This is a genomic window from Chryseobacterium soli (assembly GCF_000737705.1).
GTDB classification, from domain to species: Bacteria; Bacteroidota; Bacteroidia; order Flavobacteriales; family Weeksellaceae; genus Chryseobacterium; species Chryseobacterium soli.
In genome coordinates this window covers 119,759-144,897 of record NZ_JPRH01000004.1, presented here as the reverse complement: position 1 = coordinate 144,897, position 25,139 = coordinate 119,759, and the positions used below count along the sequence as shown (strand labels likewise).

The following is a 25,139-nucleotide window of genomic DNA, read 5'->3' as shown; positions in this document are numbered from 1 at the left end:
GCTTTACACAGAAACAGGATCGCTTAGAACAGCACCAAAATGATGATCAATGCATTCACGGGCATTCAGACACATCCGCAGCAGATCTTCTATATGTGTATTCTCAAAATTGAAATCATCCGAAACATCCATAATGAATTCTCTTACTTTTTCGGTATTAACTGCATTGGATTTTATTAAATCATCTACATTCAGAGGTCTGTATTTTTCATTAAAAGAAGGCGGTTCGCTGGTAATGGATTTTTTGAATTGAAAAAGATGAATGGTTTTCATAAAGAAGAAAATTGCATTAAATGATTAAGAATATAATATGATGATTTTACGGAATTTATTCATACCCGCTTTTGATAATGGTGATCAGTATTTTAAGGCGTTCGTTTGCTTTAATACAATTGGATTTATGGGCGGGGATGATCATACACTGTCCGGTTTCTAAAAAGAAAACACGTTCCTCAATTATGATTTCTGCATTTCCTTCCACAATCTGTACGAAAGAATCAAAAGGAGAAATTTTTTCAGTCATTCCTTCACCGGCATCAAAAGATAAAATACTGACGCTGCCCGTAGATTTCATGATAATAGTTTTGCTTACCACAGACTGCGGAACATATGCTATCATTTCAACAGTATCATGTACTTTTGATTTTTCAAGTGGAGTATGATTCATACAGGTGGGTTATATTGAAGAAAGATTCATATATTTTAAAAGATCGATTACCTCTTCCCTGTTCTTTCTCAATCTGTTTCCCACTTTTTCAATAAGTTCTCTTTCTTTACCTTCGGTAAACAGTAAATCCCAATCGGTTAAAACTGAAAATTTTTCTTTCAGTTGTTTTGACTGTGTTTTCCAGTCTCCGGTAATTTTAAAGGGTATACGGGGTCTGTTGTGATTGGTTTCCATAATTAGGGTATTTATCATACAAAGATGACTCGTTTTAAATGGATGATGTTGTACAACGTTGTAATAAAGTTATATATATCCCATGTATTTACAGGTCTTCCAGATTGTTTTTCCGTTTGATTTTTAACTGTTTATAGAAAGAAGGAGAAAGCCCGGTTATTTTCTTGAACTGATTGGAAAGATGGGCAACACTGCTGTAATTGAGTTTATAAGATATCTCTGTGAGATTGAGTTCATCATACAGCAGCAGTTCTTTTACTTTTTCGATTTTATTAACGATAATGAAATGTTGAATGGTAATTCCTTTTACTTCTGAAAATGTATTGGCAAGATACGTATAATCATACCCCAATTTTTCGCTGATGTAATCTGAAAAATTTTCTTTGGGCATTTCCTCAGCATAATGGATCATTTCGGTAATTACGTTTTTGATCTTTTCGATGAGAATGCTTTTTTTATCATCCAGTAATTCCAGTCCGGATTTCAGGAGATTTTCTTTCAGTATTTCGCGCTGCTGCCTGGTGATATCATCCAGTATTTCTACCATACCCAGATCTACAACAGCATGTTTTATACCCAGATTATTCAGTTCTTCGTGTACAACCATTTTACAGCGAAGGCTCACCATATATTTTATATACAATTTCATTGTATTGTATAAGAACTTTCAAGCAGATCCACTCAATATTGTAAATCAGTACGCGTAATTATACTCAAAGTTACGTTTTTATCAGTCGTTATCCTGGGAAAGCATGATTTTATTTATAGTTACGATGTGAAAATGGGTAAGAAGTATGATTTATGCAACAAATGGAAAGATAAGTATAAGTTTTTTGGCTTTTAATAGACCACCTTTACCATTAATAAAATATATTCCATTATGGCAAAAGAGAAAGACGGTAAAAAGAAATCAGATAAGACCCCAGCGTTGAAAACAGCAAAAGAAAAAAAAGCTGACAAGCTGATCAAACGTCAGGATAAAGAGAGTAAGCAGAGTGATATATAATATTTCTGTCAACAGTTTCTTCATCTTACATGAGTTAGAAAAAACAGGACCATATAAACTCTTGACGAGGAGGAAAAGATAAGAAGACATCTTAAAAGCATAAAAAAGCACAACTAAATACTAATTTGTCCGAAGTCAATTAATGAAACTTTTCCTCCGGGAATCTCCGGTATTGCAGCCTATTCCAAAGGCCGATCTGTACTATTAATACATTTTATAGTCGTGCCCATATTCTCCCATTATATTCAATATTTTGGAAAGAATGACTGTGTGTAAATTCTAAATATACTGAATCATTCCGTATCCTAAATTTTCTTCGTATTCTGAAAAAAGGGTTGGGGGCTGAGTATTGCCAGACGCGGAAATTCAATACCATATCCAAAGTTCAAATATAGCAAACCGTCAGCTCCGATTTTGGCAACACTGTATGTTTGTTCTTCCTCGCTTATGGTATCCACACAGGTTTGTAGTCAAGTTGGGTTGGAGTTTGAATACAAAAAAGTTCGCCTGTAAAATCTATGTCAAGTTGTTGGGTATTAGATAGTCTGATTGCATCATCTTTTGTAATTTTTTGATTGTCTGCTAAACCACTACCACGCAAAACATAAAAAGTGTAACTAGAGTTATTATCTAGCTGCAAACTTATTTTTGTCTGGTGGTCAAATGCAAATTTCTTAATAATCAACCCTGGTGTCATTGCAAATACTTTGCTGTTTCCTCCTATATAAGTTGTTGTCTTAATTTCGTTTTCAGATAATGTTTCAAAGTCCCTGCTGTGATAATCCACATAAACAGGCTCTTGCTTGATGGCTTCGTAAAAATTGGGATCAAACCAAATTTGAAAACTGCTTGTTCCTTTGGAAATTCTTTCTTGATGCTGAATGCCTTTGTTGGATTGTATTACTTGAAAGTCACCTGCTCCTAAAGGCGTCCAAACTTTCGACGCTGTGTCAAAGTGCGTTACCTCCCCTTCTAAAATAAAGGTCATTATTTCAAAACCTTCGTGTGGGTGTAATCCAAATTCGCAATCTTCAAGTGCTATGGCGTGGCTCCAATAAAACAAATTTGAATAAGGTGCGATTGCTGTTGAAAAACCACTGGCTACAGGTTTGTTTACTACAAATCGGCCATTAAAAATAGTGGTATTAAACTGTTCTGTTTTTTTTTGTATTTGTATCATTTTATTCTACTCTTGTTGTGATAATTCTTTTTCAATTTCTTTACTTGGCACAATCCAGATTGTAGATGAAATTGCAAAAAATACTAGTGAAATATGTGGATTTATAAATGCTGTAGGGATAGAAAGTAAATTGCATACGGTAGGTAAGCAATTACAGTAAAACGGTCAAAATGTGTTTCCCCCATCCATTTTGTACCAAACGGAATAAGTGATAACCAAAACAATAAATTAAGATTGGTCCACATCATTGCAGATGATACTTTTTTTAAAGCATGTAGTAAGTGATGATGATTATTCCAATACACACCTACAACAGCAAAACTTAAAATATAGCTGACTAATGTTGGTATTAAATGGGTAACACCTTGCCAATTGGCAGTTTCCGGCACTTTAATTTCCAAAACCATAATTGTGATGATGATTACCAAAACACCATCGCTAAATGCTTCTAATCTTGATTTATTCATTTCTTTTATTTAAAATTAAACCGTAAAAAAACACCATAATTCTCTTTAAGAATTTTAGCCGCTCCATAATAATCTAAATTGGTTACTAAACCAAATTGATAATTGCTAATGCCTACACCTAAACGAAATTGCATATAACTTCTTTCGTGCTGGTTGTTTTCTGAATTGTAATTGTATAATGTTTGAAATCGAGTATAAAGATTTATTTTTTCTGTAAGCTTCGGTTTGTATTCAATTAATGCCAATCCTTCAATATTTTTATTTTTAGATAAATGATAAGTAGGTGTTAAAACCAATAAAATTTCTTTATTAACGAAAACGTATTCCAATCCTACAATCGGTGTTAAACCCGACACTCTGTTGACTGAAATCCCTGTTGCAACGCCAAATCCTTTGTAAATTTCATAACTCACTTGCGAATTGTTGATGAAATCTAAGTTGTTTATATCATTGTTGTAAGTGCTTTCAAAACTTGTAACCGAAAGGAATGAAAATTTACTTGCTGGTGTAAAATGTTTGTTCATCAAAAATTGCAAACCAAAGCGGTTGTTTCCAATATTTAATTCTACTGGGCTTGGTGCTTCATTGTGTGTTACTTTTTCTTGTGCATTTGCAATAAATGAAGTAAGTAAAAAGAGAAATGAAATTCGATATTTCATTGTTTTAAAATTGCATTAAGAAAAAACACCTTGCTTTATAAACAAGGTATTTTTAAAATTGTGAAAAATTACTTGCCCAATTTTGAAACCACTTCTTCCAAGTTTATTTTCATTACTTTTTGTCCGTCTGGTGTACTGAAATCTTGAAACAACTCGGTTACAGCTGCATTGGCAGATAACACGGTTGCTCCAATTTGTCTGAAATAATCAAATGAAGTTTCATCTGCCATTGTACTCATACTTCCGCTTGCATCTGCTACTACAATTACATTGTAACCTAATTCAATTGCAGAAGTAACGGTATGCAATAAACATATATCAGTTGTTAATCCGCAAATAATAAGGTTTTTTCTGTTCAGGTTTTTTACAGCGGTTTTAAAATTTGGGTCTATAAAGCAGTTTAAAGTACCGCCTCTTTTTATTCTCGCCGCAAATTGTGCTGGTGCTGCTTGTTGAATTCCTTCCCAAGTCAAGCCTACTTGTTCTTCCATTGTTGTGGTAATGAGTAACGGTACATGTACTTCCGCACCAATTCTTGCAAGCATTCTTAAATTGTTTTCAACTGTTTTTTTATCCTGGCTGTAAATCCAATCCATTGTCGTTTTTTGATGGTCAATCAAAAGAATAGCAGAATTTTGTGGGGTAAATTTTGTAGAGGTTTTTGATGTTTGTCCAAAACTCACTACTGAAATCATGGTTGCTACTATAAGTAAAGCTGTTTGAAATAATTTTTTTGTCATCTTTTTAATTTTAAATTAGTTATGATGCAAAAGTAACTATATTTGCTATTGAATCGATAGTTGTTACCTATTGGTAAGTAGTTACCATAAAGTAAGTAGTATGAAAAATAAAACAAAAAATGAGGCTTGCCCATTTAGATTAAGGGCTTCAAGAGATGCTTTGGAAATTATTCAAGGCAAATGGCGAATACCAATTGTTATTTCTTTAATGTATGGCACAAAACGCTTTGGAGAAATACAAAGAGATATTGGTGATGTGTCGCCAAAAATGTTGTCGCAAGAATTAAAAGCATTGGAAGAAAACAAAATCATCAGTCGCACTTTGTATGACAGTATGCCTGTAACGGTTGAATACTCGCTAACGCCGCTTGGACACTCCATGGAAAAACTGCTGGATGAATTGCTAAATTGGGGCAATCATTTTAGAAAAGAAATTGTAGGCAAATAGTGATTGATTGAAGTTTAGAAAGAATGTTGGCTGCATAACGCACGACGTACAAGAAATACACCTTTAGAAATACAATATATGGATAAAGAATTTCAGCCTGATGCGATCATCATCGGAACCGGACTGGCCGGCCTCACTGCTGCAATGGAGATCACCAATGCCGGGAAAAAAGTATTGCTGATAGACCAGGAAACGGAACAGAATATCGGCGGACAGGCTTTTTGGTCATTCGGCGGACTGTTTCTGATCAATTCACCCCAGCAACGTAGAATGGGAATCAAAGATTCCTATGAGCTGGCAAGGCAGGACTGGATGGGTACTGCAGGATTCGACCGTGAGGAAGATCATTGGCCGAGACAATGGGCTGAAGCCTATTTGCAATTCGCTGCAAAGGAAAAGTACGAATATATTTCTAAGATGGGAATACAACTGATGTTTATGGTAGGATGGGCAGAACGTGGTGACGGATCTGCAGACGGCCATGGAAATTCGGTTCCCCGTTTTCACGTAAGCTGGGGTACCGGAACCGGAATTATAAAACCTTTTGTAGAAAAAGCTTATGCAGCAAAGGAAAAAGGACTGTTAAAGATGCAGTTCAGACATCGCGTTACCGAACTTATTACTGAAAATGGTAAAGTAACCGGCGTAAAAGGTGATGTTCTGAAAGACGATGATCAGGAAAGAGGGGCACCCACCAACCGGCAGATGGTATCGCAATTTACCTGTCATGCACCACATATTGTAATCGCATCTGGCGGTATAGGCGCTAATCATGAGCTGGTTCGGAAAAACTGGCCTGAAAGGTTAGGAAAGGCACCGGAAAAAATGGTATGCGGCGTTCCCGCTTATGTAGATGGGAAAATGATCAGTATTGCAGAAAATGCTGGCGCCCATATGATCAACCGCGACAGAATGTGGCATTATACAGAAGGCCTGCAAAACTGGAATCCTATATGGCCGGATCACGGAATCAGGATCTTGCCGGGACCTTCTTCACTTTGGTTTGATGCCAAAGGAAAACGTCTCCCCGCTCCCTTTTTACCGGGATTTGACACGTTGGGGACTTTAAAATATATACAGGATTCTGGATTTTCATATTCCTGGTTTATTCTGACTCAAAAAATTATTAAAAAAGAATTTGCCCTTTCCGGATCTGAGCAGAATCCCGATATTACCAATAAAGACTATGCACTGTTTTTAAAAAGGATCTTTGGAAAAAAGGCACCGGGACCTGTAGAAGCATTTAAAGAGCATGGAAAAGATTTTATTGTTTCTGATACCCTGGAAGATCTCGTCACAAAAATGAATATCCTTTCCGGAGATCATCTTTTAGAGTATGAAGATATACAATCACAGATTGAAGCCAGGGACAGAGAATTGGATAATCCGTTTTCAAAAGATACTCAGGTAAATTATATCCGGAGCACCAGAAAATATCTGGGTGATAAACTGGGTCGTGTAGCCGTACCGCATAAAATATTAGATCCCGCAAACGGACCACTGATTGCCGTTCGGCTTAATATTCTGACCCGAAAAACGTTGGGAGGAATTAAAACCAATCTTAACGGACAGGTTTTAAAAGAAGATGATACTGTACTTGAAGGATTGTATGCTGCAGGAGAAGTTTCCGGTTTCGGCGGCGGCGGAATGCATGGATACCGGGCATTGGAAGGCACTTTTCTGGGTGGATGTATCTTTTCAGGAATGAAGGCAGGAAAATATATCGCAGCATTGAAATAAGCATAAATACAATACGATGAATACCTATTTTAATGATAAAATAATCTGGATTACCGGAGCTTCTTCCGGAATTGGAGAAGCACTGGTTATGGAACTGGCCGCAACAACGACAGCTAAAATCATTCTTTCGTCAAGAAAAAAAGACCAATTAGTTGCCATTGCTGAAAAAGCAAAGCTGAGTGCAGACCGTTTTGCCATTCTCCCCTTGGATCTTTTAGATTATAAAGAGATGCCTGCCGTGGCAGCTGAGGCTGTGGGAAAGTTCGGACGTATTGATATTTTAATCAATAATGCAGGGTTGTCGCAACGGTCACTGGCTATGGAAACGGATATTGAAGTTGATAAACGCTTGATGGAAACCGATTTTATAGGAACCGTAGCCCTCACGAAGGCAGCTATTCCTTATATGATTAAAAACGGAGGTGGGCAGATCGCGGTGGTATCCAGTCTGATGGGAATCTTCGGAGCTCCCATGCGGAGCGGTTATGCAGCGGCAAAGCATGCTTTACACGGTTTTTTTGATGCGCTGAGAGCTGAATTATTTAATGACAATATACTAATTACCATAATCTGTCCTGGATTTATAAGAACCAATATTTCCCTGAATGCAGTGACGGGAAACGGATCATCACAGGGAACGATGGATGAAGCTACCCTGAAAGGTATGCCGACTTCAATTTTTGCAAAAAAAATGCTTACAGCCATTAGAAAGCAGAAATATCAGGTCGCTATTGGCGGAAAAGAAATATTCGGAGTGTATCTTAAAAGGTTTTTTCCTGCATTGTTAGCTAAAGTTATCCGCAAAGCAAAAGTGATGTAAGCCGGAAAAATAATTTTGGAGATTGATAAATCCATTATTGAAATTGCTTATCATTTAGGATTTAAATATCCGCAGCATTTTACCAGTATTTTTAAACAAAAAACAGGAATGTTACATATTGTGTATCGAAGTTTAAACTGATCATGTAAAAAATGAATGTATTGGAAATATTTTTGTAACACAGTCATTTTATGATTCCTGATATATTTCATAAATTTACGGAACTGTAACAATTCGGTGACAGGACTAAAATGATTCCCAGGTGAAAATTCACAATAAAAAAAAGTACCTAAGTTTTCTAAAGTTTAAAAGAGACTTTCAGAAATATGGACTTGAAAAAGCACGCAGTTACGAGCTTATCCTGCATTGGCTGAACAACAGGCTCAGCCGTAGCCAGTTCCTGGTTCTCTCCGGGATTCTGGTGGGCTGTACGGCTGGTCTTGCGGGAGTAATCCTGAAGACACTGGTTCATAATATCCATTATTTTATTACCCACAAGGTTCATTTTGAATATCAGATTTTATTTTATATTATTTTCCCGTTTTTAGGGATCGTCCTTACAACAAGTATCGTTCTTACCCTGTTTAAAGGACAGGACAGAAAAGGGATTGGTGCGATTTTATATGAAATTGCCCAGAATTCAAGTATTGTTGCTTCCGTTAAAATGTATTCTCAGGTTATTCAGAGTGCAATAACCGTTGGATTGGGAGGTTCGGCCGGACTGGAAAGTCCCATTGCGGTAACGGGAGCTGCGATAGGTTCCAATTATGCCCAAACTTATAGACTGAGTTATAAAGAACGAACCCTTTTACTGGCAGCGGGCGCTACAGCAGGGATTGCATCAGCATTTAACGCTCCTATTGCCGGAATTATGTTTGCTTTTGAGATTCTGCTGACAGGCGTGGTATTCACCGATTTTATTCCGTTGGTGGTTGCAGCGGTCTGTGGGAGTCTTCTATCCAGGATACTGCTTCAGGAAGACGTCCTTTTCAGATTTTATACCAGAGAACCTTTCAATTATAAAAATGTTCCTTACTATTTGATATTAGGAATTGTAACCGGCTTGTATGCCCGTTATTTCCTGGTAATTTCTCAGAAAGTTGAACATTTCATTAAAGGGTTAAAGCTTTCACGGATGCGTAAAGCGATGTTTGGCGGTGCCGTATTATCACTGCTCTGCGTATTGTTTCCGCCGTTATTTGGTGAAGGATATGAAACAGTAAAGGCTTTTACGAATGGCAACACCTACTCTATTATTGAAAACAGTTTTTTCAGGTATTTTGAGATCGGAGACTGGACGGTGATTATATTTTTAGTTTTGGTATGCCTTTTAAAAGCTTTTGCCACTTCTTTTACGATTTTCAGTGGTGGAAACGGAGGGAATTTCGCACCTTCTCTTTTTGCAGGCGGTACGGTAGGCTATTTATTTGCACTGATTTGCCAGCATTTAGGATTTGCAGACGTTCCGGTGACCAATCTTGTATTAGTAGGAATGGCAGGAGCCATGAGCGGAGTTTTATATGCACCGCTTACTGCTATATTTCTGATTGCGGAATCCAGTTTTGGATATGACCTGTTCATTCCTTTAATGATCGTAGCCATCATGTCTTATCTGATTGCCAAATGGTTCTCTCCCATCTCTCCGGAATTGAAGTTTTTAGCTGATCAGGGGAAAATTTTCACCAATAAACATGACAACAATATTCTTTTCTTATTGCGGACTGAAGATTTTATTGATAAATATTCGGAGACCATCAGCGAAAATGCACCGGTTACAGAATTATTTGAACTCGTGAAAAATGGAAATAAAAATATTTTTGCTGTAGTCGATGAAACCAAAAGATTGAAAGGAATTCTGACATTGGATGATATAAGACCTTATCTTTTTAATAAAGAAATTGATCCCTCATTATCTGTTATTCAGATTATGAAAGCACCTCCGGCTGTAGTTTATCCGGACTTTAAACCTTTGGAAATCCTGCAGATTTTTGATGATACCGGAGTTTGGAATCTCCCGGTCGTCAGTGAAACTAATGGTTTCATAGGATTTATTTCGAAATCTTCTATTCTGATGAGTTACAGACAGCTTTTGAAAGAATATTCAGATTAAAAATCAATATAAAAATAAACAATAAGCTGCCCGGTTGGACAGCTTATTTGTTTATATCAGTTTTCTAGCTTAATGACTTGCCGTATTCAGAAGATCAAGGTCTTCCTTATCAAGAACAAGCTTTGGAGCATTGAAAAGTGTGGTAAGCTGGGATTTGCTGGTTGCACTTACAATAGGAGCTGTAATGAGTGGATTAGCTAAAAGCCAGGCTAATGCTGCGGCTCCCTGAGTGGTATTATGCTTCTCACTGATCTGATCTAAAGCTTTGATGACTTCCAGTCCCTTAGGATTAAGATATTTTCTAACTCCCTCACCTCGCTGACTTTTTGCCAGATCGTCTTCATTACGGTATTTTCCGGTTAAAAATCCAGCGGCCAAAGACCAGTACGGAAATACACTCAGGTCATACTGTTCCACCAGCGGAGCATAGTTTTTTTCAAAACCTTCCCTTTCCATTAAGTTGTAATGAGGCTGCAAAGCAACATACTTGGGAAGATTGTGTTTTTCTGAAACTTCGAATGATTCTTTTAAGCGCTCAGGTGAAAGGTTGGAAGCCGCAATATAGCGTACTTTCCCGGCTTTAATAATTTCGTCATAGGCCGAAAGAGTTTCTTCTACAGGTGTTTTATGATCATCGAAATGGGTATAATACATATCAATATGATCGGTTTGAAGCCTTTGCAAGGATTCGTCCACAGACTGTAAAATATGCTTTTTGCTGATATCAAACCCATGTTCTTTAGTTTCCGAACCTACTTTGGTAGCAATCACAAGGTCCTTTCGGTTAGAGCGGCTTTTCATCCATTTTCCGATGATTTCCTCTGACTGACCTCCTTTTCCGTTCACCCACCATGAATAGGTATCTGCGGTATCTATGAAATTAAATCCTGCTTCTGTAAATTGATCCAGTATGTCAAAAGACTGCTTTTCATCCAGTGTCCATCCAAAAACATTTCCTCCAAAATTGATCGGTGCAATTGATAAATCGGTGTTTTTTATCCTTCTTTTTTCCATAAGTAAAAATTATTTTTTTGATTGTATGGTTCGGTAATGCTTAAATAAGCATTATCATGAAATTAGTAGAGAATACATCTTGTACTCTATTGTAAATTTAAGGAAAAATATGTTCACCAATACTGTAGAACCTTCTATTTAAGATAATATTAATAGTATAAGTGAATGAAAAAGCAACCTCTATCGTGAGATTGCTTTTAGCTATGATAGCATTTATTATATTATTATAGAAAGTTTTCTTATCCACCAAAAACAGCCCGGAATTCCAGTGGAGCCATATTGGTTTTCTTTTTAAAAAGTGTACTGAAAGACTGTGAATGTTCAAACCCCAGTTCATAAGCAATTTCACTTACGGATAAGCTGGTGGCAGACAATTTTTCTTTGGCCTTAGAGATCAGTTTTTCATGAATGTGCTGCTGAGTATTCTGCCCTGTATGAATGCGCAGTAAATCGCTGAGATAGTTGGATGAAAGATTCATGGCAGTGGCGATATGCTGAACCGTTAAAAGACCTTTCTCCGAAGGTTGATCACTGTCGAAATAATCATTCAGGAAATGCTCAAATTTTGCCAGAAGCTGATGATTACTGTTTTTACGGGTAATAAACTGCCGCTCGTAAAAACGGTTGGAGTAATTAAGCAAAAGATCAATCTGTGATAAAATAATTTCCTGCGTATGCCGGTCGATATGCTGGCACTCCTTATCTATTTTCTGAAGAATTTCAATGAGATCTTCCTCTTCTTCCGCTGATAAATGCAGTGCTTCATTCACGGCATAAGAGAAAAATCCGTATCCTGAGATCGTATTTGCCAGTGGATGTTTCAATAAAAAATCAGGATGGAAAATCAGAAGATATCCGGATCCGCATTCCATATTGTGAAGATCCAGATACTGCACCTGATTGGGAGCGGTAAAACTGAGAACGCCTTTATCATAATCATAATGCTGCTGGCCATACCGTATCTTACCCTTTGCATCCTTTTTTAGGGCAACACAGTAAAATCTGTTCACAAAACCCTTCCAGATATCATCTTCCAGAAAAATGCTTTGCGACAGGTTGATAACACTTACCAGCGGATGCCGGGGTTCCGGTAGCGAGAGCAGTAGGTGAAAAGCAGAAACAGATGTGATGGCATTCATATGACAAATGTAAAGATTAATCTAACAGCCCCATGCTGAATTCATCATAAGGAGCACCGGTATCTGTTCCTAAAGGTACAATATCTTCCAGCTTTACAAGATCGGCTTCACTGAGTTGAATCGTTCCGGCCTCAATATTCTGTTCAAGATACTTTCTACGTTTCGTACCCGGTATAGGAATGATCCCTTTACTGATGATCCACGCCAAAGCAAGCTGGGAAGTGGTTACTTCTTTTTCTTTGGCCATTGCTTCGATGGCCTCTACCAATTCAATATTCTTATGAAAATAGGCTTCCTGAAATCTCGGAATTGCTCTTCGGAAATCATTCTCCGGCAAATCGTCCAGAGAACGAATCTGCCCGGATAAAAAGCCGCGGCCTAAAGGAGAATAGGCTACAAAACCGATTTCCAGATCCCTCAGTGTTTGCAGTACTCCCCGTTCTTCTGCACTACGCTCAAACAATGAATATTCACTTTGTACAGCCGTAATCGGATGCACAGCATGGGCTCTTTTTACCGTTTCTGAAGAAACCTCCGATAATCCGATGTACCGTACTTTCCCTTCCGTTACCAGATCTGCCATGGCGCCTACGGTTTCCTCGATTGGCGTATTTTTATCAAGACGGTGCATATAATACAGGTCAATATAGTCTGTTTTTAAATTTTTCAATGACCGTTCAACCGCTTTTTTTACATATTCTTTGCTTCCGTTAATGGCCCAGGTTACCGCATCGTTATCATCAATTTCCCAACCGAATTTGGTTGCTACAATATATTGACTTCGGTTGTTGCCCATTGCTTTTGCAATAAGCTGTTCGTTTTTTAATGGTCCGTACAGGTCTGCCGTATCCAAAAAATTACCACCCAGTTCAAAAGACCTGTGAATAGTAGCGATCGCTTCCTGTTCGTCTGCTTTCCCATACATATCACCGGTTTCAAAACCTGTCATTCCCATACAGCCTAATCCCAGATTTGGAACGATAAGGCCCTGATTTCCCAATGCAATTGTTTTCATTTTATATTGTTGATTTTAATACTTCAAAATTGGTCAGAAATCATGAATTTCCTGTATGCAAAATCCTGAACAATGTATGTAAATCAAGGATATTGAATGTAGCATCAGTTATTATTGCAAAAAAATAACCTCCGGTACAGAGGTTATTCATCAATTAAAAAATTCTATTTATCGGGCTGCGGAATTTCAATGGCAGATAATTCTAGTTGATAATGATCTAACTGCATCCTGATCGTTTTCAAATCTGTTTTAAAAAAGGAAGAAGCGGTAAACAGAGTATGGTAATACGCGATGCCTTCGAACAGGTTTTTTTTGAATGCATTCCATTTTTTTACCTGTGAAGGAGTGATTGGAGCGAATGAATCGGCAATCTCTTTTTTCAGATAATCAATGTACATTTTCAATTCGTTGATGAACATATTCGGTCGTTCATGGTCAGCAAGAATATTGGTGTTTCCATAGATATGATTCACCATTTCAGACAGAGAGACTTCCTTATCAAAAAATGCCAGATTAGGCCCCGGACAGATCACTACGCCTTGTTTCTCTCCTTTAATTGGTAAATCCTGTTCCATATAGGCTGCATTCACAAGACCTATGCATAAACATGCTTTCTCTGTGATTGCTGCCTGTCTTTTTTCATATTGTTCTGGTGATATAGTATTGTCTTCCTTCAGCTCCTTTAATTTGATGTCCTGGTATTTTTTGGATGCCGTACACGTTCCTTTTGGAGAAAATTCTTTGCTCAATGCCAATAGTTTTTTAGGACAGGAACTCCCGAATTTTTGATGAGCTGCCTTTTGCTGTTTCAATATTTCGTTGGAAGTGCCCCGTACTGAATTAAAAGGAACTCCCAGAGGTGAAATATGACTCAGATAAAAGTCCTCCTGTTTCGACTGTAAAAGCAGTTTTCGGGTTTCAATATCTACGGAAGTGGCTTCCGGAACCAGTAAAAAAGGGGAACCCCAGCCTACACTGTCCACATGGTAATTTTCCAACAAGAAATCATGTTCTTCAGCAGTTCCTACTCCGCCCTGAACGGTAATTTTCATTTTCAGCGGTTCAGCAACAGTAGGTCTCCCCTTTTGCTCCAAAGCAATGATCATTAAAGCATGCGCAGACTGTATCAGATCATTTTTTTTCTGTTTGAACTCCTCCATGATCGGTCCCAGCAGCATTCCTTCTGTTGCAAAGGCATGGCCGCCGCAGTTTAATCCGGATTCTATCCTGTATTCCGAGATCCAAAGTCCCTTTTTAGCCAGAAAATTTCCCTGGATCATAGCGGAGCGGAAATCACTCACTTTAAGGATGATCTTCTTTTTTAAAACCCCATTGGAATCAGGGAAAAAATCATCAAATTCTTCGATATAGCTGTATAAACGCGGGTTCATTCCTGCAGAAAGAACCATTGAAGAAGACAGTTTACTGTTGGCGAAACCACGCAATGAAGCATGAGCATCATTATACATCACAGGAAGCTGTTCATTCTTTCTGAAATTGTCTTTGTCTACTTTCGTCATAATGTTCACATCGATACTTCCGGGCTGTAAATTATCTTCGATAAAGCTTTTTATCGCCATTCCCCAGTTGTCTGTCTGGACAAGAATATTCTGCAGTCCGTTTTTGAGATCAGAAGTATTGGGAAGCATTCCGATGAAATTTTTCAGGGTTTCCTTATTCTTTGTGATTTCCTGTTTGAATGCCTCGAATTTTTCATTGACGATATCATCCACCATATTCAGGTAGTCGGTAATTCTTTTGGCCCGATAATCTTCAGTTTTTGTGCTGATTCCTAAATAATCTAGATTAAATTTTTTAGCATAAAAGTCTTTCATCCTTTCTATAATCTCATCGTCTATAATAGAAATAACGGAAGAAATGCCATATTGGGCAACACGGATCGGGCTGTCTATCGTATAAGCCAGTCCCATTACCGGAATATGGAAATTGTGTAAAGGTTTATTTGTCATTTTTATCAATTAAAAATCTTGTTTACGGAGTTTTACTCGTAATAAAATTATCTTTTAAATAGTAATTATGCATTAAATACCTTATTTAATATCGAAAATATGTTAAAAATCAGTTTTAATAGAATATTTTATACCATAACCTACTAAAATATACCAAAACGGTATATTTTGAAAAACAGATATGAATAATATTTGTTTTTTAATATACTTTATATTTAATAATTAGTATATTTGTATGCAATTAAAGAAGCAGTCATGAACTTTACTCTATTAAAAGAAGTCATCAATCTTCTGGAAAATTTTGATTCTGAAAATAAGAATGAAGCTTATCCTTCTACGTTGAAAGGGTTTACAGCATGGATCGCTGATCGGGAAACCAATTCTGTGCACACTACCAATGAAGAAGCAGAATGGGAAGGAAAAGAAAACGGAAGAACTCCGGAAAGTGCGATTGCCACTTCTTTGGTACGCCTTAACCGATATGCAAAAACCTACTCCAAGTCTGCTATTGCGGATTCTGATTTTACGACTCAGGAAGATTTTATTTACCTGATCAATCTCAAAGCATTTGGTGCAATGACCAAAATGGAGCTTATCAAGAAAAATATACATGATAAACCAGTAGGAATTCTGATCATCAACAGACTGATCAAACAGGGCTGGGTACAGCAGACGGATTCAACGGTTGATAAAAGAACTAAAGTTATTGAAATTACAGAAGAAGGAAAATCGGCATTGGAAGCTCAAATGAATAAGATCCGCCAGGCTACCCATATTGTTTCCGGTAATCTTACTCATTCCGAAAAGATGGATCTGATCCGTATCCTGAATAAGCTGGATCATTTCCACTCGCCTATTTTTTCAAGACATATTGAAACCAAAGATCTTATAGAAACCGTATATAAAGAATATTCATTTCAGAAAAACTAATTCATGAAAAAGAAAATAGCCATTATTGGATCCGGTTTTTCGGGATTATCAGCGGCCGCCTACTCTTCTCAGCAAGGTCATGAAGTGCATGTTTTTGAGAAAAACAGCAGCTTAGGCGGAAGAGCGCGTCAGTTTACCACTGAGAATGGCTATGTGTTTGATATGGGTCCAAGCTGGTATTGGATGCCTGATATCATTGAATCTTTTTTTGAAGATTTTGGCAGAAAAGCAGCCGATTTTTATGAGCTTGTTTCTCTTGATCCTCAGTTTGAAATGGTTTTTTCGGATGGAATCATGGCTGTTCCTCAAAATTATGAGGCTATGAAAAACCTTTTTGAAGCAACAGAAACCGGAGCAGGAAAAAGGCTGGATGATTTTATGGAAGATGCCCGGTATAAATATGAAGTCGGAATGAAGAATTTTGTGAATAAACCCTGCCATTCCTGGATGGAATTTATATCTCCTACCATTGCAAAATCTGCATTGAAACTGGATCTACTATCGAACTTTCATCGTTTTGTAAGGAAATATTTTTCACATCCGAAACTTATTATGCTCATGGAATTTCCTGTAATCTTCCTGGGAGCTGCACCTAAAGATATTCCTGCTTTATACAGCCTGATGAATTATGGCGGTTACAAGCTGGGAACCTGGTATCCGATGGGTGGATTTTCGAAGGTTATTGATGCGATGGCATCAGTGGCAACAGAACAGGGTACTCAATTCCATTGCAATGCTCAGGTAGACCAGATTATCATTAAAAATAAAAAAGCAACTTCAATTGTAGTGAATGATACTGAAATTGAATTTGATACCGTCATTGCCTCCTCAGACTACCATCATACGGAGAAACATATGCTTTCTGAGGAATATAGAAATTATACTGAAGATTACTGGAAAACACGCACTTTTGCGCCTTCCTGCCTTATTTATTATCTGGGCTTTAAGGACAAAATTCCTAACCTGAAGCATCATACGTTATTCTTTGAAAATGATCTGGATCTTCATACCCATGAAATTTATGAAGATAAAAAATGGCCCACACAGCCCTTATTTTATGTATGCTGTCCTTCAAAAACAGATCCTAATCTGGCTCCTGAGCACTGTGAAAATATTTTCCTTTTAATGCCTGTAGCTACCGGAATTGAAGATCATGAAGAAACCAGAGAGCATTATTTTCAGGAAATGATCGGCAGGCTTGAAAAACATACAGGTACTTCCAATCTTATCTCGAAAATCGATTATAAGAAAAGCTATTGCATTAAAGATTTTAAGGAAGATTATAATGCCTATGAAGGAAATGCTTACGGATTGGCTAATACGCTGAGCCAGACAGCCGTTCTAAAACCATCACTAAAGAACAAAAAAATAAGTAATCTGTTTTATACAGGACAGTTAACGGTTCCCGGACCGGGAGTTCCACCGTCTATTATTTCGGGGAAAATTGCAGCTAACGAAGCCAATAAATAAAATGTATTTGTATGAAAAAACTATTTGACGATCTTTCTTATAAGATAAGTAAACAGACGACAAAACAGTACAGCACCAGTTTTTCATTAGGGATTTTAGCTTTGTCACCAAAGATCAGAAATTCTATCTATGCCATCTATGGGTATGTACGACTCGCTGACGAAATTGTAGACAGCTTTCATGAATACGATAGAAAAGCCCTGCTAATGAGATTTCGGGAACAGACGGTTGAGGCATTGGATGAAAAAATCTCTTTAAATCCTATTTTACAGTCTTTTCAGGAGACCATTCACAAGTATGAAATTGATATACAGTTGGTCAATCAGTTTTTGAACAGCATGCAAATGGATTTGCAGAAAATCGATTATGATTCTGATCTTTATAAAGAATATATTTTAGGATCTGCGGAAGTGGTTGGCTTGATGTGTTTACAAATCTTTGTGGATGGAAATAAGGAACAGTATGACAGTTTAAAACCTTCTGCCATGAAATTGGGTTCTGCTTTCCAGAAAGTTAATTTTCTCCGGGATATGAAGGATGACTATCAGATTCTGGGACGCACGTATTTTCCCAATGTGGACATTTCTTATTTTAACAATACAATTAAAGAACAGATTGAAAAAGAGATTTATGAAGAATTTCAGGAAGCTCTTGAAGGTATTAAAAAACTGCCTAATTCTTCAAGATTTGGAGTATATCTGGCCTACAAATACTATATTTCTTTGTTTGGAAAAATTAGAAGAACTCCTGCTAAAAAGATCATCAATCAGCGGATCAGGATTTCCAACGGCAGAAAGTTTTCATTGATGATGAGCAGCTATCTGCAGTATAAAATATCTTATCTGTAAATTGATTGCAGTACGTTAAAATTAAAAAAAATAGAAATGGTACATCAGCTTAAACGCGAGCAGCAACTATATTGTAATCTGGAAACGGCATGGAAATTCTTTTCCTCTGCTAACAACCTTTCAGAGATTACGCCAAAGGATATGAATTTTATCGTCCGCACAAAACTGGAAGATGATGAAATCTATAAAGGAATGATTATCGATTACTACGTTTCGCCTTTATTAGGCATAAAAATGAAGTGGCAGACGGAAATTAAACAGGTTTCTTTTCAAAAAAGTTTTACTGATTTCCAGAATAAAGGACCTTATAAGTTATGGAATCATTTTCATGAATTTATCCCGAATGAAAAGGGTGTCTTAATGAAAGATACCATTGATTATGAGCTTCCCATGGGATTCCTGGGAGAAATAGCGCATCAATTATTTGTAAAGAAAAAGCTTGAACATATTTTCGAATATCGAAATGCAGTATTGGAGAAATTATTTAATCAGAAAAAATAAAACAAATGAATTTTTTAACGGTCTTACTTACTTTTTTTGTGATGGAAGGAATGACCTGGTGCATTCATAAATACATCATGCATGGTTTTCTGTGGACGCTTCACAGAGACCATCATGACCACAGCAATGAAGGGCATATGGAACGCAACGATTATTTTTTCGCGATTTTTGCGGTTCCAACTATTGCGCTGATGTATTACGGAACCATTCATAATTTTAATATCTACTTTTATATTTCTATTGGAATTACGCTGTATGGAATGGCTTATTTTTTCGTACATGATATTTTCATCCACCAGCGGTTCAAACTCCTTAGAGATACCCAAAATCCTTATCTGCTGGCCATAAGACGTGCCCATAAGCAGCATCATAAGCATATGGGAAAAGAGAAAGGAGAATGTTTTGGGTTTCTATGGGTTCCTGTGAAATATTTCAGAATGTATTTTAATAAAAACAAGGCTTAGATGATGCAGCAATATACTTACCTCCTGATTAATTTTTTTACGGTGATCATCTGTTTTATCTTTTCATTTCACCCGAAAATCAAATTTAGCAGGCATTTCAAGGCGTTTTTAGGAGCTTCCCTGATGGTTGCCGTATTTTTTATTGTCTGGGATTCGTGGTTTACGAAAATTGGGGTATGGTGGTTTAATGACAACTATCTTATTGGAGTACGGCTTTTGGGATTACCTATTGAAGAAATTTTATTTTTTATCTGCATTCCCTTTTCCTGTGTTTTCACTTATTATTGCTTGGATAAGTTTTTCAAACTGGACTGGAAACCGCTTCCTGAAAAGATATTTGTCGTGATTTCTATATTGGCTTCTTTTTTTCTTGCCTTGTGGTTTTCTCCGTTACTATATACTTTCATGACTTTCCTTACAACGGGATTGAGCCTGTTTATCTTATATTTTATTTTAAAAGTACGGTGGATTGGTAAGGCTTCGTTTATTTATTTCCTTCTGATGCCCGGATTTTTGGCAGTAAACGGAATTTTAACCGGTACAGGACTGGAATCCCCGATCGTCAATTATACCCCGGGAAAATTTCTCGGAATACGAATTCTCACTATTCCTATTGAAGATACCGTATACGGTTATGAAATGATTCTTTGGAACCTGTATTTCTTCCAATGGTTTAAAAAAGATAAGAATTCGGAAGAAGATAACACCTTACTATCATAAGTACATCTGTTTATTTTTAATTCAGCTTTTGTAATTATCATAGACTAATTCCCTTTTAGTCTATTTATATCTAAGGTTAGCGACAGGTTCTTCTTCTTGAAGCGAGGTTGATTGCTTAGTTTTCGTTTCTGTTTCTCTTTTCTTTCTGGGAAACTTTCCTAATTGCTCATACACTTTATGAAGTTCATCAAGTTCGTCTTCGGTAAGATCTTCGATGTCTACAATGGTGTTGCTCGCCTGTTCATGAGCGGCGATTAATTCATTTAATTTTATCTGAATGGCTTTAGAATCCTTATTCTGAGCTTTCTGGATGAGAAATACCATTAAAAAAGTAACGATGGTGGTTCCGGTATTGATGACCATCTGCCATGTTTCAGAAAACTTAAAAACAGGACCTGTAACCGCCCAAATCAGTACCAGAACACTTGCTGCTATAAATGCACCCGCACTTCCTGTGAAACAAACCGCTTTGTCTGCGAATTTGTCAAAAAATTTCTTTTCCATAATAATTAATTGCTATATAGTGTAGTTTGAAAACTATTGAGATCATAAATAGTGACGAATTCACCACTTCTAAATTAGTGAATTAATTATATGAAAAATTATGACTGCACGCATAACGAGCCGAAAATTTTGGAGCTTTTTATAGATTAAAAATCTAAGAATCCATCAGTAAGTTTTTTCCATTGGATTTTAGAAAAACCGATCATTCCGCCGGCAGCAATTAATGAATTGCGAATTATATCGAAAAATGAAGCATTAAAATTAGGAGATTCATTCCTGCCATAGATCCCCGCTTGAATAGTGTTCCCGTTTCTGGAAATGATGAATGTAGAAGTTGCTTCAGAAGTGTAAAAATGAGCAATATGGCTGTTTGTATTTTTCCCTGGGATCTTCGAAGGACGACAGGTAATCATTAAGCTTTCAGACTTAGTTCCCGTAAGCGTCTGGTCATCAATTTCTGTAATTTCTACCCAGTCAAATCCTTTTGCTTCTACATTACCGGGACCCGGAATATCAATTCTTATAAAATCACCGGGTTGGGGATTTCGCTCAACAGCTTTCCCTGATCCATCATACAGTCTGAAATCTGCAAAACCTTTTCCGCAGTATTTTTTCCATTGATGCACAGAAAGAAAACGTCTTTTTAAAACAGCAAATTTTTGAATGGCTGCTTCTGTATCATTACAAATTTTCCGGCTTTCCGTATCATGGAAACCGCCCTTTTCCTGTTCTGGAATTCCGGGAATATGTTTAGGTTTCATGTTTTACTATTTAATTTTCATCATGAGGAGCATCTACGGGTTTAGACTGTGGAGATCCTTTCTCACGAAGCCAGATGGAAAGGATAACTAAAGATGCCACTGCCAGAAATTCGCTTTGCCAGTTCTGGAAAGATTCAAACCAAAACTGAGAGTCGATGATATATTCTTTCCATGTAATAATTCCTAATTTTTTATCGATCTGCCCCTCATTGTAATTGTTGAGGCTTCCGATAAAATGAAAAATAAAACTCAACACAAATAATATACCTAATGAAATAGAAAGCGAATGTTGATATAGCGATAAAATGAAGCCGCCTTTTTTTACCGGCCACGGTGCTTTTTCATGCGGAACAGGTTCTTTATCGACCTCTTCTTTTTCACCGATAGCTTTCGATTCGGCAGATCCTTTTTGCCTTAACATAACGGTGAGCAGCACATACATTCCCATTTGCAGGAATTCGCTTTCCCAGTTTTCAAAAGTAGCCTGCATAAAGTGAGGACTCAGAAAATAACGGTAAAGCGTTAATGGCGGAAGATGGTGTTCTGCCAGTTCATCATTTTTCACATGCCATCCGGTGATCAGCTGGCAAAAAAGGAATATGAAAAACAAACTGACAACCACAATGCTCAGTCCATTTTTATACAAAAAACTATTTTTCGAAACTGCCATTGCTGAACTGTTTAAGAATAAGTTAGTATGAGGTTGATACTGTTTATTTTAAAATTGACACCTGATTGAGTTCACTTTTAAAACAGCCCAGTATGAATTCTGCATAATACCACTGAGCATTCTCTGCTTGGGTTTTATGATGCAGTTCAATCTTTTTGGAAAGGATAACTTCATTTTTGTATCCGATTGAGAAAAAGGAAAACAGGTTATATCCCGAGCTGCGAATTGGGGTTACAAATCCGGTAACGGCTATAGACCAGTCTGTAGAAAACAGTTTGGCAACACTTAATGCCATTTTATCTGCAATGCTTTGCGAAACACCATCGCATTCTTCGGCTTCTTTTCTGTCGACATTCAGAATTTTCACTTTTTCCTCGATAGTATAAGCTGTCATTCCTCCTTTGTAAAATAAGGAAGCATTCTGCATCTGAGAAAATGAAAACTGGAGAAGTCCGGAAGTTACACTTTCTGCCACTGAAATCGTTTCATTCGTTGCTAATAACGAATGGCTGATATAATCTAATAAACTCTGTTGAAGTTTCATGATAACACATATTAAATAGGATTTTTTAGTTCTGATATATTATATAAGCTATAATGAAGGGGTTACCATTCTTCATTACTTTTTTATAGATAAAGGAGGTTTCGGTATTTAAAAAATTCTCATTGAGCATTTTTTGCAGATTCATCTGCTAATACCGAAACCACCTTTTCACATTATATTTCTAATCTTTAAGACAGATTTTTCAACGTATTTACGCCGGATTGTTTCTTTCTTTTTCCAATTCCCATACTCTATGGCCTGCAATCGCTTTAACGAACGCATCGTCTGCATTTTTATGATCAGCAATAATGATTCCGGGATCATCATGTTTTTTATTTTTAATATGACTTGCATTAAAAATAGCCTCTGTTTCCTGTCCGAAATAAATGGCTTTACAGTGTTTGTAGGCTTCATTAACGAATAATAAAGTTCCCGGAAGATTATCTTCATTCATAAGCTGTGCGGTTGATTTTTTCCCGCTGCAGATATATAACGCATCAAAGCAGACACTTGCTGTACTGGTCAGAGAATGTTTAGGTTCAAAAACAGTACCGTCATCTGCGGTTACAGGAGCCAGACTTCCCGCAATAATTTGCACGGTTGCCCCTTTTCCTTCCAGTTTGGATTGAAGCGTTTTAACATCAGTCGCTTTTACCCCATTTTCCATGATAAAACCGATTACACGGCTTTCAATGGTGTTTTTCACGGTATTGGCCATGCTTAATGCTTCAGAAGTTTTGGTGGCTGGTTCTTTTTCAGGGCTTTGTAACGTTTTTGGATCTGCATCTGCCGGAATACTTCCGTTAGGCTGGTCCAGATGAGTTACTTTTACGCCTACTTTTTTAGCAACTACAGCAGCAAGATCTTTATTGATAAAAGCAAGCTGTCCCACCACTCTTTCACGGATCGCCGGAATAGTTACTTTGGAAAGTTCAAAAATAAGAGCATTCTGAAGATGCTGTTTTTCAGGGCCGGACTGGCTATTGTAAAATAGTTTTGCCTGTGAATAATGATCCACAAAACTCTGGCTTCTCGCACGGATTTTCTGCCCATCTACTCTTTCGTTATGGGTACTGAAACCTCCATCTTTCATCATGGCCTGGAACGGACATCCTCCGCCGATAGAATTCGGTTCGTAGCTTACCTTTCCTTTTACAATTTGTTGACGCATATGGCCGTCACGCTGGTTATTGTGAACGGTATTGATCGATCTGTTGATCGGAATTTCATGGAAGTTAGGAGATCCGAGTCTTGAAAGCTGAGTATCGGTGTAAGAAAATAATCTTCCCTGCAATAACGGGTCATTGGTAAAATCAATGCCGGGAACCAAATGTCCTGGATGAAAAGCAATCTGCTCCGTTTCTGCGAAAAAATTATCCGGATTTCTGTTAAGCGTTAAAGTTCCCACTATTTCCACAGGAACTTCTTCCTCAGGAATCAGTTTGGTAGGATCCAGTAAATCAAAATCGAATTTGTGCTCATCTTCTTCCGGAATCAGCTGTACGCCGAATTCCCATTCCGGGAAAGCTCCGTTTTCAATAGCTTCCCAAAGATCTCTTCGATGGAAATCCGAATCTTTTCCGGATATTTTAGTCGCTTCATCCCAGGCTACAGAATGGACTCCTAATTTGGGTTTGAAATGGAATTTAACAAAATGTACCGTTCCTTCACAGTTGATGAATTTAAAGGTATGAACCCCAAATCCTTCCATCATTCTCAAACTCCTTGGAATCGCTCTGTCGCTCATGGCCCACATGATCATGTGCATGCTTTCCGGCATCAGGGAAATAAAATCCCAAAACGTATCATGGGCTGAAGCAGCCTGTGGAATTGCATTATCGGGTTCCGGCTTTACTGCATGGATAAGATCCGGGAATTTCATGGCATCCTGAATAAAGAATACCGGAATATTGTTACCTACCAGGTCATAATTCCCTTCTTCTGTATAAAACTTGATGGCGAAACCTCTTACATCCCGTGCTAGATCTGTACTTCCTGAACTTCCTGCCACGGTAGAAAACCGTACAAAGACCGGAGTTTCTTTTCCGACTTCCTGTAAGAATTTGGCTTTGGTATATTTTTCAAGACTTTTGGTCATTTTAAAAACGCCATGAGCCCCAGAGCCACGGGCGTGGACAATTCTTTCAGGGATTCTCTCATGGTCAAAATGTGTGATTTTTTCTCTCAGGATAAAATCTTCCAATAAGCTAGGCCCTCTTTCGTCTGCCTTTAATGAATCCTGATTATTATTAATTTTTAATCCCTGATTGGTTGTCAGTTTCTGATCATTATTATCGGTAGTATGATCCTGAAGCTGGTTTACTTTTTCATTGGGTGGTAGTTTGCTATTTTTCATAATGGTATCTTAATATTTGGGTGTTTATTTTTATATGTCTCATTAAGAAACAGAATATAATGATCGTTTTACAATCGATATTTTCAAGTATGATGGGACTGAATATAATTTTTACAGCCATATGATCAATCTTGATCAGTAGAAATAACAGTCTTTTCCTTA

General features: G+C 37.3%; 28 protein-coding genes. 11 read left to right on the top strand and 17 right to left on the bottom strand.

Annotated elements, in window-relative coordinates; genetic code table 11:
• Positions 1–3: 3 nt before the first annotated feature.
• From IW15_RS10950 to IW15_RS10935, 4 genes are all read right to left on the bottom strand, one after another.
• Entirely contained in the window at positions 4–273 is a 270-nt protein-coding gene (locus tag IW15_RS10950; RefSeq protein WP_051881956.1) for a hypothetical protein, read from the bottom strand.
• Between the two features lie 55 nt (positions 274–328).
• The gene (locus tag IW15_RS10945) at positions 329–667 is read right to left on the bottom strand and encodes a cupin domain-containing protein (protein ID WP_034711308.1); all 339 of its coding nucleotides are present in this window, start codon (positions 665–667) and stop codon (positions 329–331) included.
• Between the two features lie 9 nt (positions 668–676).
• A complete protein-coding gene (locus IW15_RS10940; RefSeq protein WP_034711307.1) occupies positions 677–901 on the bottom strand; it encodes a CsbD family protein in 225 nt (74 codons plus the stop codon).
• An 88-nt stretch (positions 902–989) separates the two neighbouring features.
• The gene (locus IW15_RS10935) at positions 990–1,550 is read right to left on the bottom strand and encodes a helix-turn-helix domain-containing protein (RefSeq protein ID WP_228384348.1); all 561 of its coding nucleotides are present in this window, start codon (positions 1,548–1,550) and stop codon (positions 990–992) included.
• Positions 1,551–1,781: 231 nt separating this feature from the next.
• Between IW15_RS10935 and IW15_RS23110 the strand changes: the two genes are divergently transcribed.
• Positions 1,782–1,907 carry a hypothetical protein gene (locus IW15_RS23110; protein WP_262483665.1) on the top strand — a complete coding sequence of 42 codons (126 nt, stop codon included), beginning with the start codon at positions 1,782–1,784 and terminating at the stop codon, positions 1,905–1,907.
• A 445-nt stretch (positions 1,908–2,352) separates the two neighbouring features.
• Here IW15_RS23110 and IW15_RS22015 read toward each other — a convergent pair whose 3' ends face one another.
• The 4 genes from IW15_RS22015 to IW15_RS10915 form a co-directional block, all read right to left on the bottom strand.
• Positions 2,353–3,087: a pirin family protein gene (locus IW15_RS22015; protein ID WP_051881953.1), complete on the bottom strand. Its 735-nt coding sequence runs from the start codon at positions 3,085–3,087 to the stop codon at positions 2,353–2,355.
• A gap of 101 nt (positions 3,088–3,188) precedes the next feature.
• Positions 3,189–3,554 carry a TMEM175 family protein gene (locus IW15_RS10925; protein ID WP_051881951.1) on the bottom strand — a complete coding sequence of 122 codons (366 nt, stop codon included), beginning with the start codon at positions 3,552–3,554 and terminating at the stop codon, positions 3,189–3,191.
• Between the two features lie 5 nt (positions 3,555–3,559).
• Positions 3,560–4,213, bottom strand: coding sequence for a hypothetical protein (locus IW15_RS10920; protein WP_051881950.1), 654 nt, complete (start codon positions 4,211–4,213; stop codon positions 3,560–3,562).
• Positions 4,214–4,281: 68 nt separating this feature from the next.
• Complete coding sequence (locus IW15_RS10915) at positions 4,282–4,953, bottom strand: isochorismatase family protein (protein WP_051881948.1); 672 nt, start codon at positions 4,951–4,953, stop codon at positions 4,282–4,284.
• A 100-nt stretch (positions 4,954–5,053) separates the two neighbouring features.
• Between IW15_RS10915 and IW15_RS10910 the strand changes: the two genes are divergently transcribed.
• From IW15_RS10910 to IW15_RS10895, 4 genes are all read left to right on the top strand, one after another.
• Entirely contained in the window at positions 5,054–5,401 is a 348-nt protein-coding gene (locus IW15_RS10910; RefSeq protein ID WP_034711847.1) for a winged helix-turn-helix transcriptional regulator, read from the top strand.
• A 78-nt stretch (positions 5,402–5,479) separates the two neighbouring features.
• Positions 5,480–7,141 carry an FAD-binding dehydrogenase gene (locus IW15_RS10905; RefSeq protein ID WP_034711306.1) on the top strand — a complete coding sequence of 554 codons (1,662 nt, stop codon included), beginning with the start codon at positions 5,480–5,482 and terminating at the stop codon, positions 7,139–7,141.
• Positions 7,142–7,157: 16 nt separating this feature from the next.
• Entirely contained in the window at positions 7,158–7,961 is an 804-nt protein-coding gene (locus IW15_RS10900) for an SDR family oxidoreductase (RefSeq protein ID WP_034711305.1), read from the top strand.
• A 262-nt stretch (positions 7,962–8,223) separates the two neighbouring features.
• Positions 8,224–10,071, top strand: coding sequence for a chloride channel protein (locus IW15_RS10895; RefSeq protein WP_034711304.1), 1,848 nt, complete (start codon positions 8,224–8,226; stop codon positions 10,069–10,071).
• Between the two features lie 69 nt (positions 10,072–10,140).
• Here IW15_RS10895 and IW15_RS10890 read toward each other — a convergent pair whose 3' ends face one another.
• The 4 genes from IW15_RS10890 to IW15_RS10875 all read right to left on the bottom strand — a co-directional run bounded on the left by IW15_RS10890 (position 10,141) and on the right by IW15_RS10875 (position 15,209).
• Positions 10,141–11,085 (bottom strand): aldo/keto reductase, encoded by a 945-nt coding sequence (locus IW15_RS10890; protein WP_034711303.1) that lies wholly within the window; start codon positions 11,083–11,085, stop codon positions 10,141–10,143.
• 239 nt (positions 11,086–11,324) lie between these two features.
• Entirely contained in the window at positions 11,325–12,224 is a 900-nt protein-coding gene (locus IW15_RS10885; protein ID WP_034711302.1) for a helix-turn-helix domain-containing protein, read from the bottom strand.
• A gap of 16 nt (positions 12,225–12,240) precedes the next feature.
• Positions 12,241–13,239: an aldo/keto reductase gene (locus IW15_RS10880; protein WP_034711301.1), complete on the bottom strand. Its 999-nt coding sequence runs from the start codon at positions 13,237–13,239 to the stop codon at positions 12,241–12,243.
• A 164-nt stretch (positions 13,240–13,403) separates the two neighbouring features.
• The gene (locus tag IW15_RS10875; protein ID WP_034711300.1) at positions 13,404–15,209 is read right to left on the bottom strand and encodes a hypothetical protein; all 1,806 of its coding nucleotides are present in this window, start codon (positions 15,207–15,209) and stop codon (positions 13,404–13,406) included.
• 255 nt (positions 15,210–15,464) lie between these two features.
• Here IW15_RS10875 and IW15_RS10870 point away from each other — a divergent pair, with 255 nt between their 5' ends.
• From IW15_RS10870 to IW15_RS10845, 6 genes are read left to right on the top strand one after another with little or no spacing between them, the layout of a single operon-like run.
• Positions 15,465–16,139 (top strand): MarR family winged helix-turn-helix transcriptional regulator, encoded by a 675-nt coding sequence (locus tag IW15_RS10870; protein ID WP_034711299.1) that lies wholly within the window; start codon positions 15,465–15,467, stop codon positions 16,137–16,139.
• Positions 16,140–16,142: 3 nt separating this feature from the next.
• On the top strand, positions 16,143–17,609 hold the full coding sequence (locus tag IW15_RS10865; protein WP_034711298.1) for a phytoene desaturase family protein: 1,467 nt from the start codon (positions 16,143–16,145) through the stop codon (positions 17,607–17,609).
• 11 nt (positions 17,610–17,620) lie between these two features.
• Positions 17,621–18,457 (top strand): phytoene/squalene synthase family protein, encoded by an 837-nt coding sequence (locus tag IW15_RS10860; RefSeq protein WP_034711297.1) that lies wholly within the window; start codon positions 17,621–17,623, stop codon positions 18,455–18,457.
• A gap of 36 nt (positions 18,458–18,493) precedes the next feature.
• Positions 18,494–18,958, top strand: a complete 465-nt coding sequence (locus IW15_RS10855) for an SRPBCC family protein (protein WP_034711296.1) — start codon at positions 18,494–18,496, stop codon at positions 18,956–18,958.
• A 5-nt stretch (positions 18,959–18,963) separates the two neighbouring features.
• A complete protein-coding gene (locus IW15_RS10850) occupies positions 18,964–19,422 on the top strand; it encodes a sterol desaturase family protein (protein WP_034711295.1) in 459 nt (152 codons plus the stop codon).
• A complete protein-coding gene (locus IW15_RS10845; RefSeq protein WP_228384347.1) occupies positions 19,423–20,142 on the top strand; it encodes a lycopene cyclase domain-containing protein in 720 nt (239 codons plus the stop codon). It abuts the gene before it with no gap.
• Positions 20,143–20,202: 60 nt separating this feature from the next.
• Here the strand turns inward: IW15_RS10845 and IW15_RS10840 are convergent, their stop codons facing one another.
• The 5 genes from IW15_RS10840 to IW15_RS10820 all read right to left on the bottom strand — a co-directional run bounded on the left by IW15_RS10840 (position 20,203) and on the right by IW15_RS10820 (position 24,977).
• Complete coding sequence (locus IW15_RS10840) at positions 20,203–20,646, bottom strand: low affinity iron permease family protein (protein WP_034711294.1); 444 nt, start codon at positions 20,644–20,646, stop codon at positions 20,203–20,205.
• Positions 20,647–20,792: 146 nt separating this feature from the next.
• On the bottom strand, positions 20,793–21,407 hold the full coding sequence (locus IW15_RS10835) for a hypothetical protein (protein WP_034711292.1): 615 nt from the start codon (positions 21,405–21,407) through the stop codon (positions 20,793–20,795).
• Between the two features lie 10 nt (positions 21,408–21,417).
• Complete coding sequence (locus IW15_RS10830; protein ID WP_034711290.1) at positions 21,418–22,077, bottom strand: DUF6766 family protein; 660 nt, start codon at positions 22,075–22,077, stop codon at positions 21,418–21,420.
• A 43-nt stretch (positions 22,078–22,120) separates the two neighbouring features.
• The gene (locus IW15_RS10825) at positions 22,121–22,621 is read right to left on the bottom strand and encodes a CinA family protein (RefSeq protein WP_034711287.1); all 501 of its coding nucleotides are present in this window, start codon (positions 22,619–22,621) and stop codon (positions 22,121–22,123) included.
• Between the two features lie 211 nt (positions 22,622–22,832).
• Positions 22,833–24,977 carry a catalase gene (locus tag IW15_RS10820; RefSeq protein WP_034711285.1) on the bottom strand — a complete coding sequence of 715 codons (2,145 nt, stop codon included), beginning with the start codon at positions 24,975–24,977 and terminating at the stop codon, positions 22,833–22,835.
• Between the last annotated feature and the right edge of the window lie 162 nt (positions 24,978–25,139).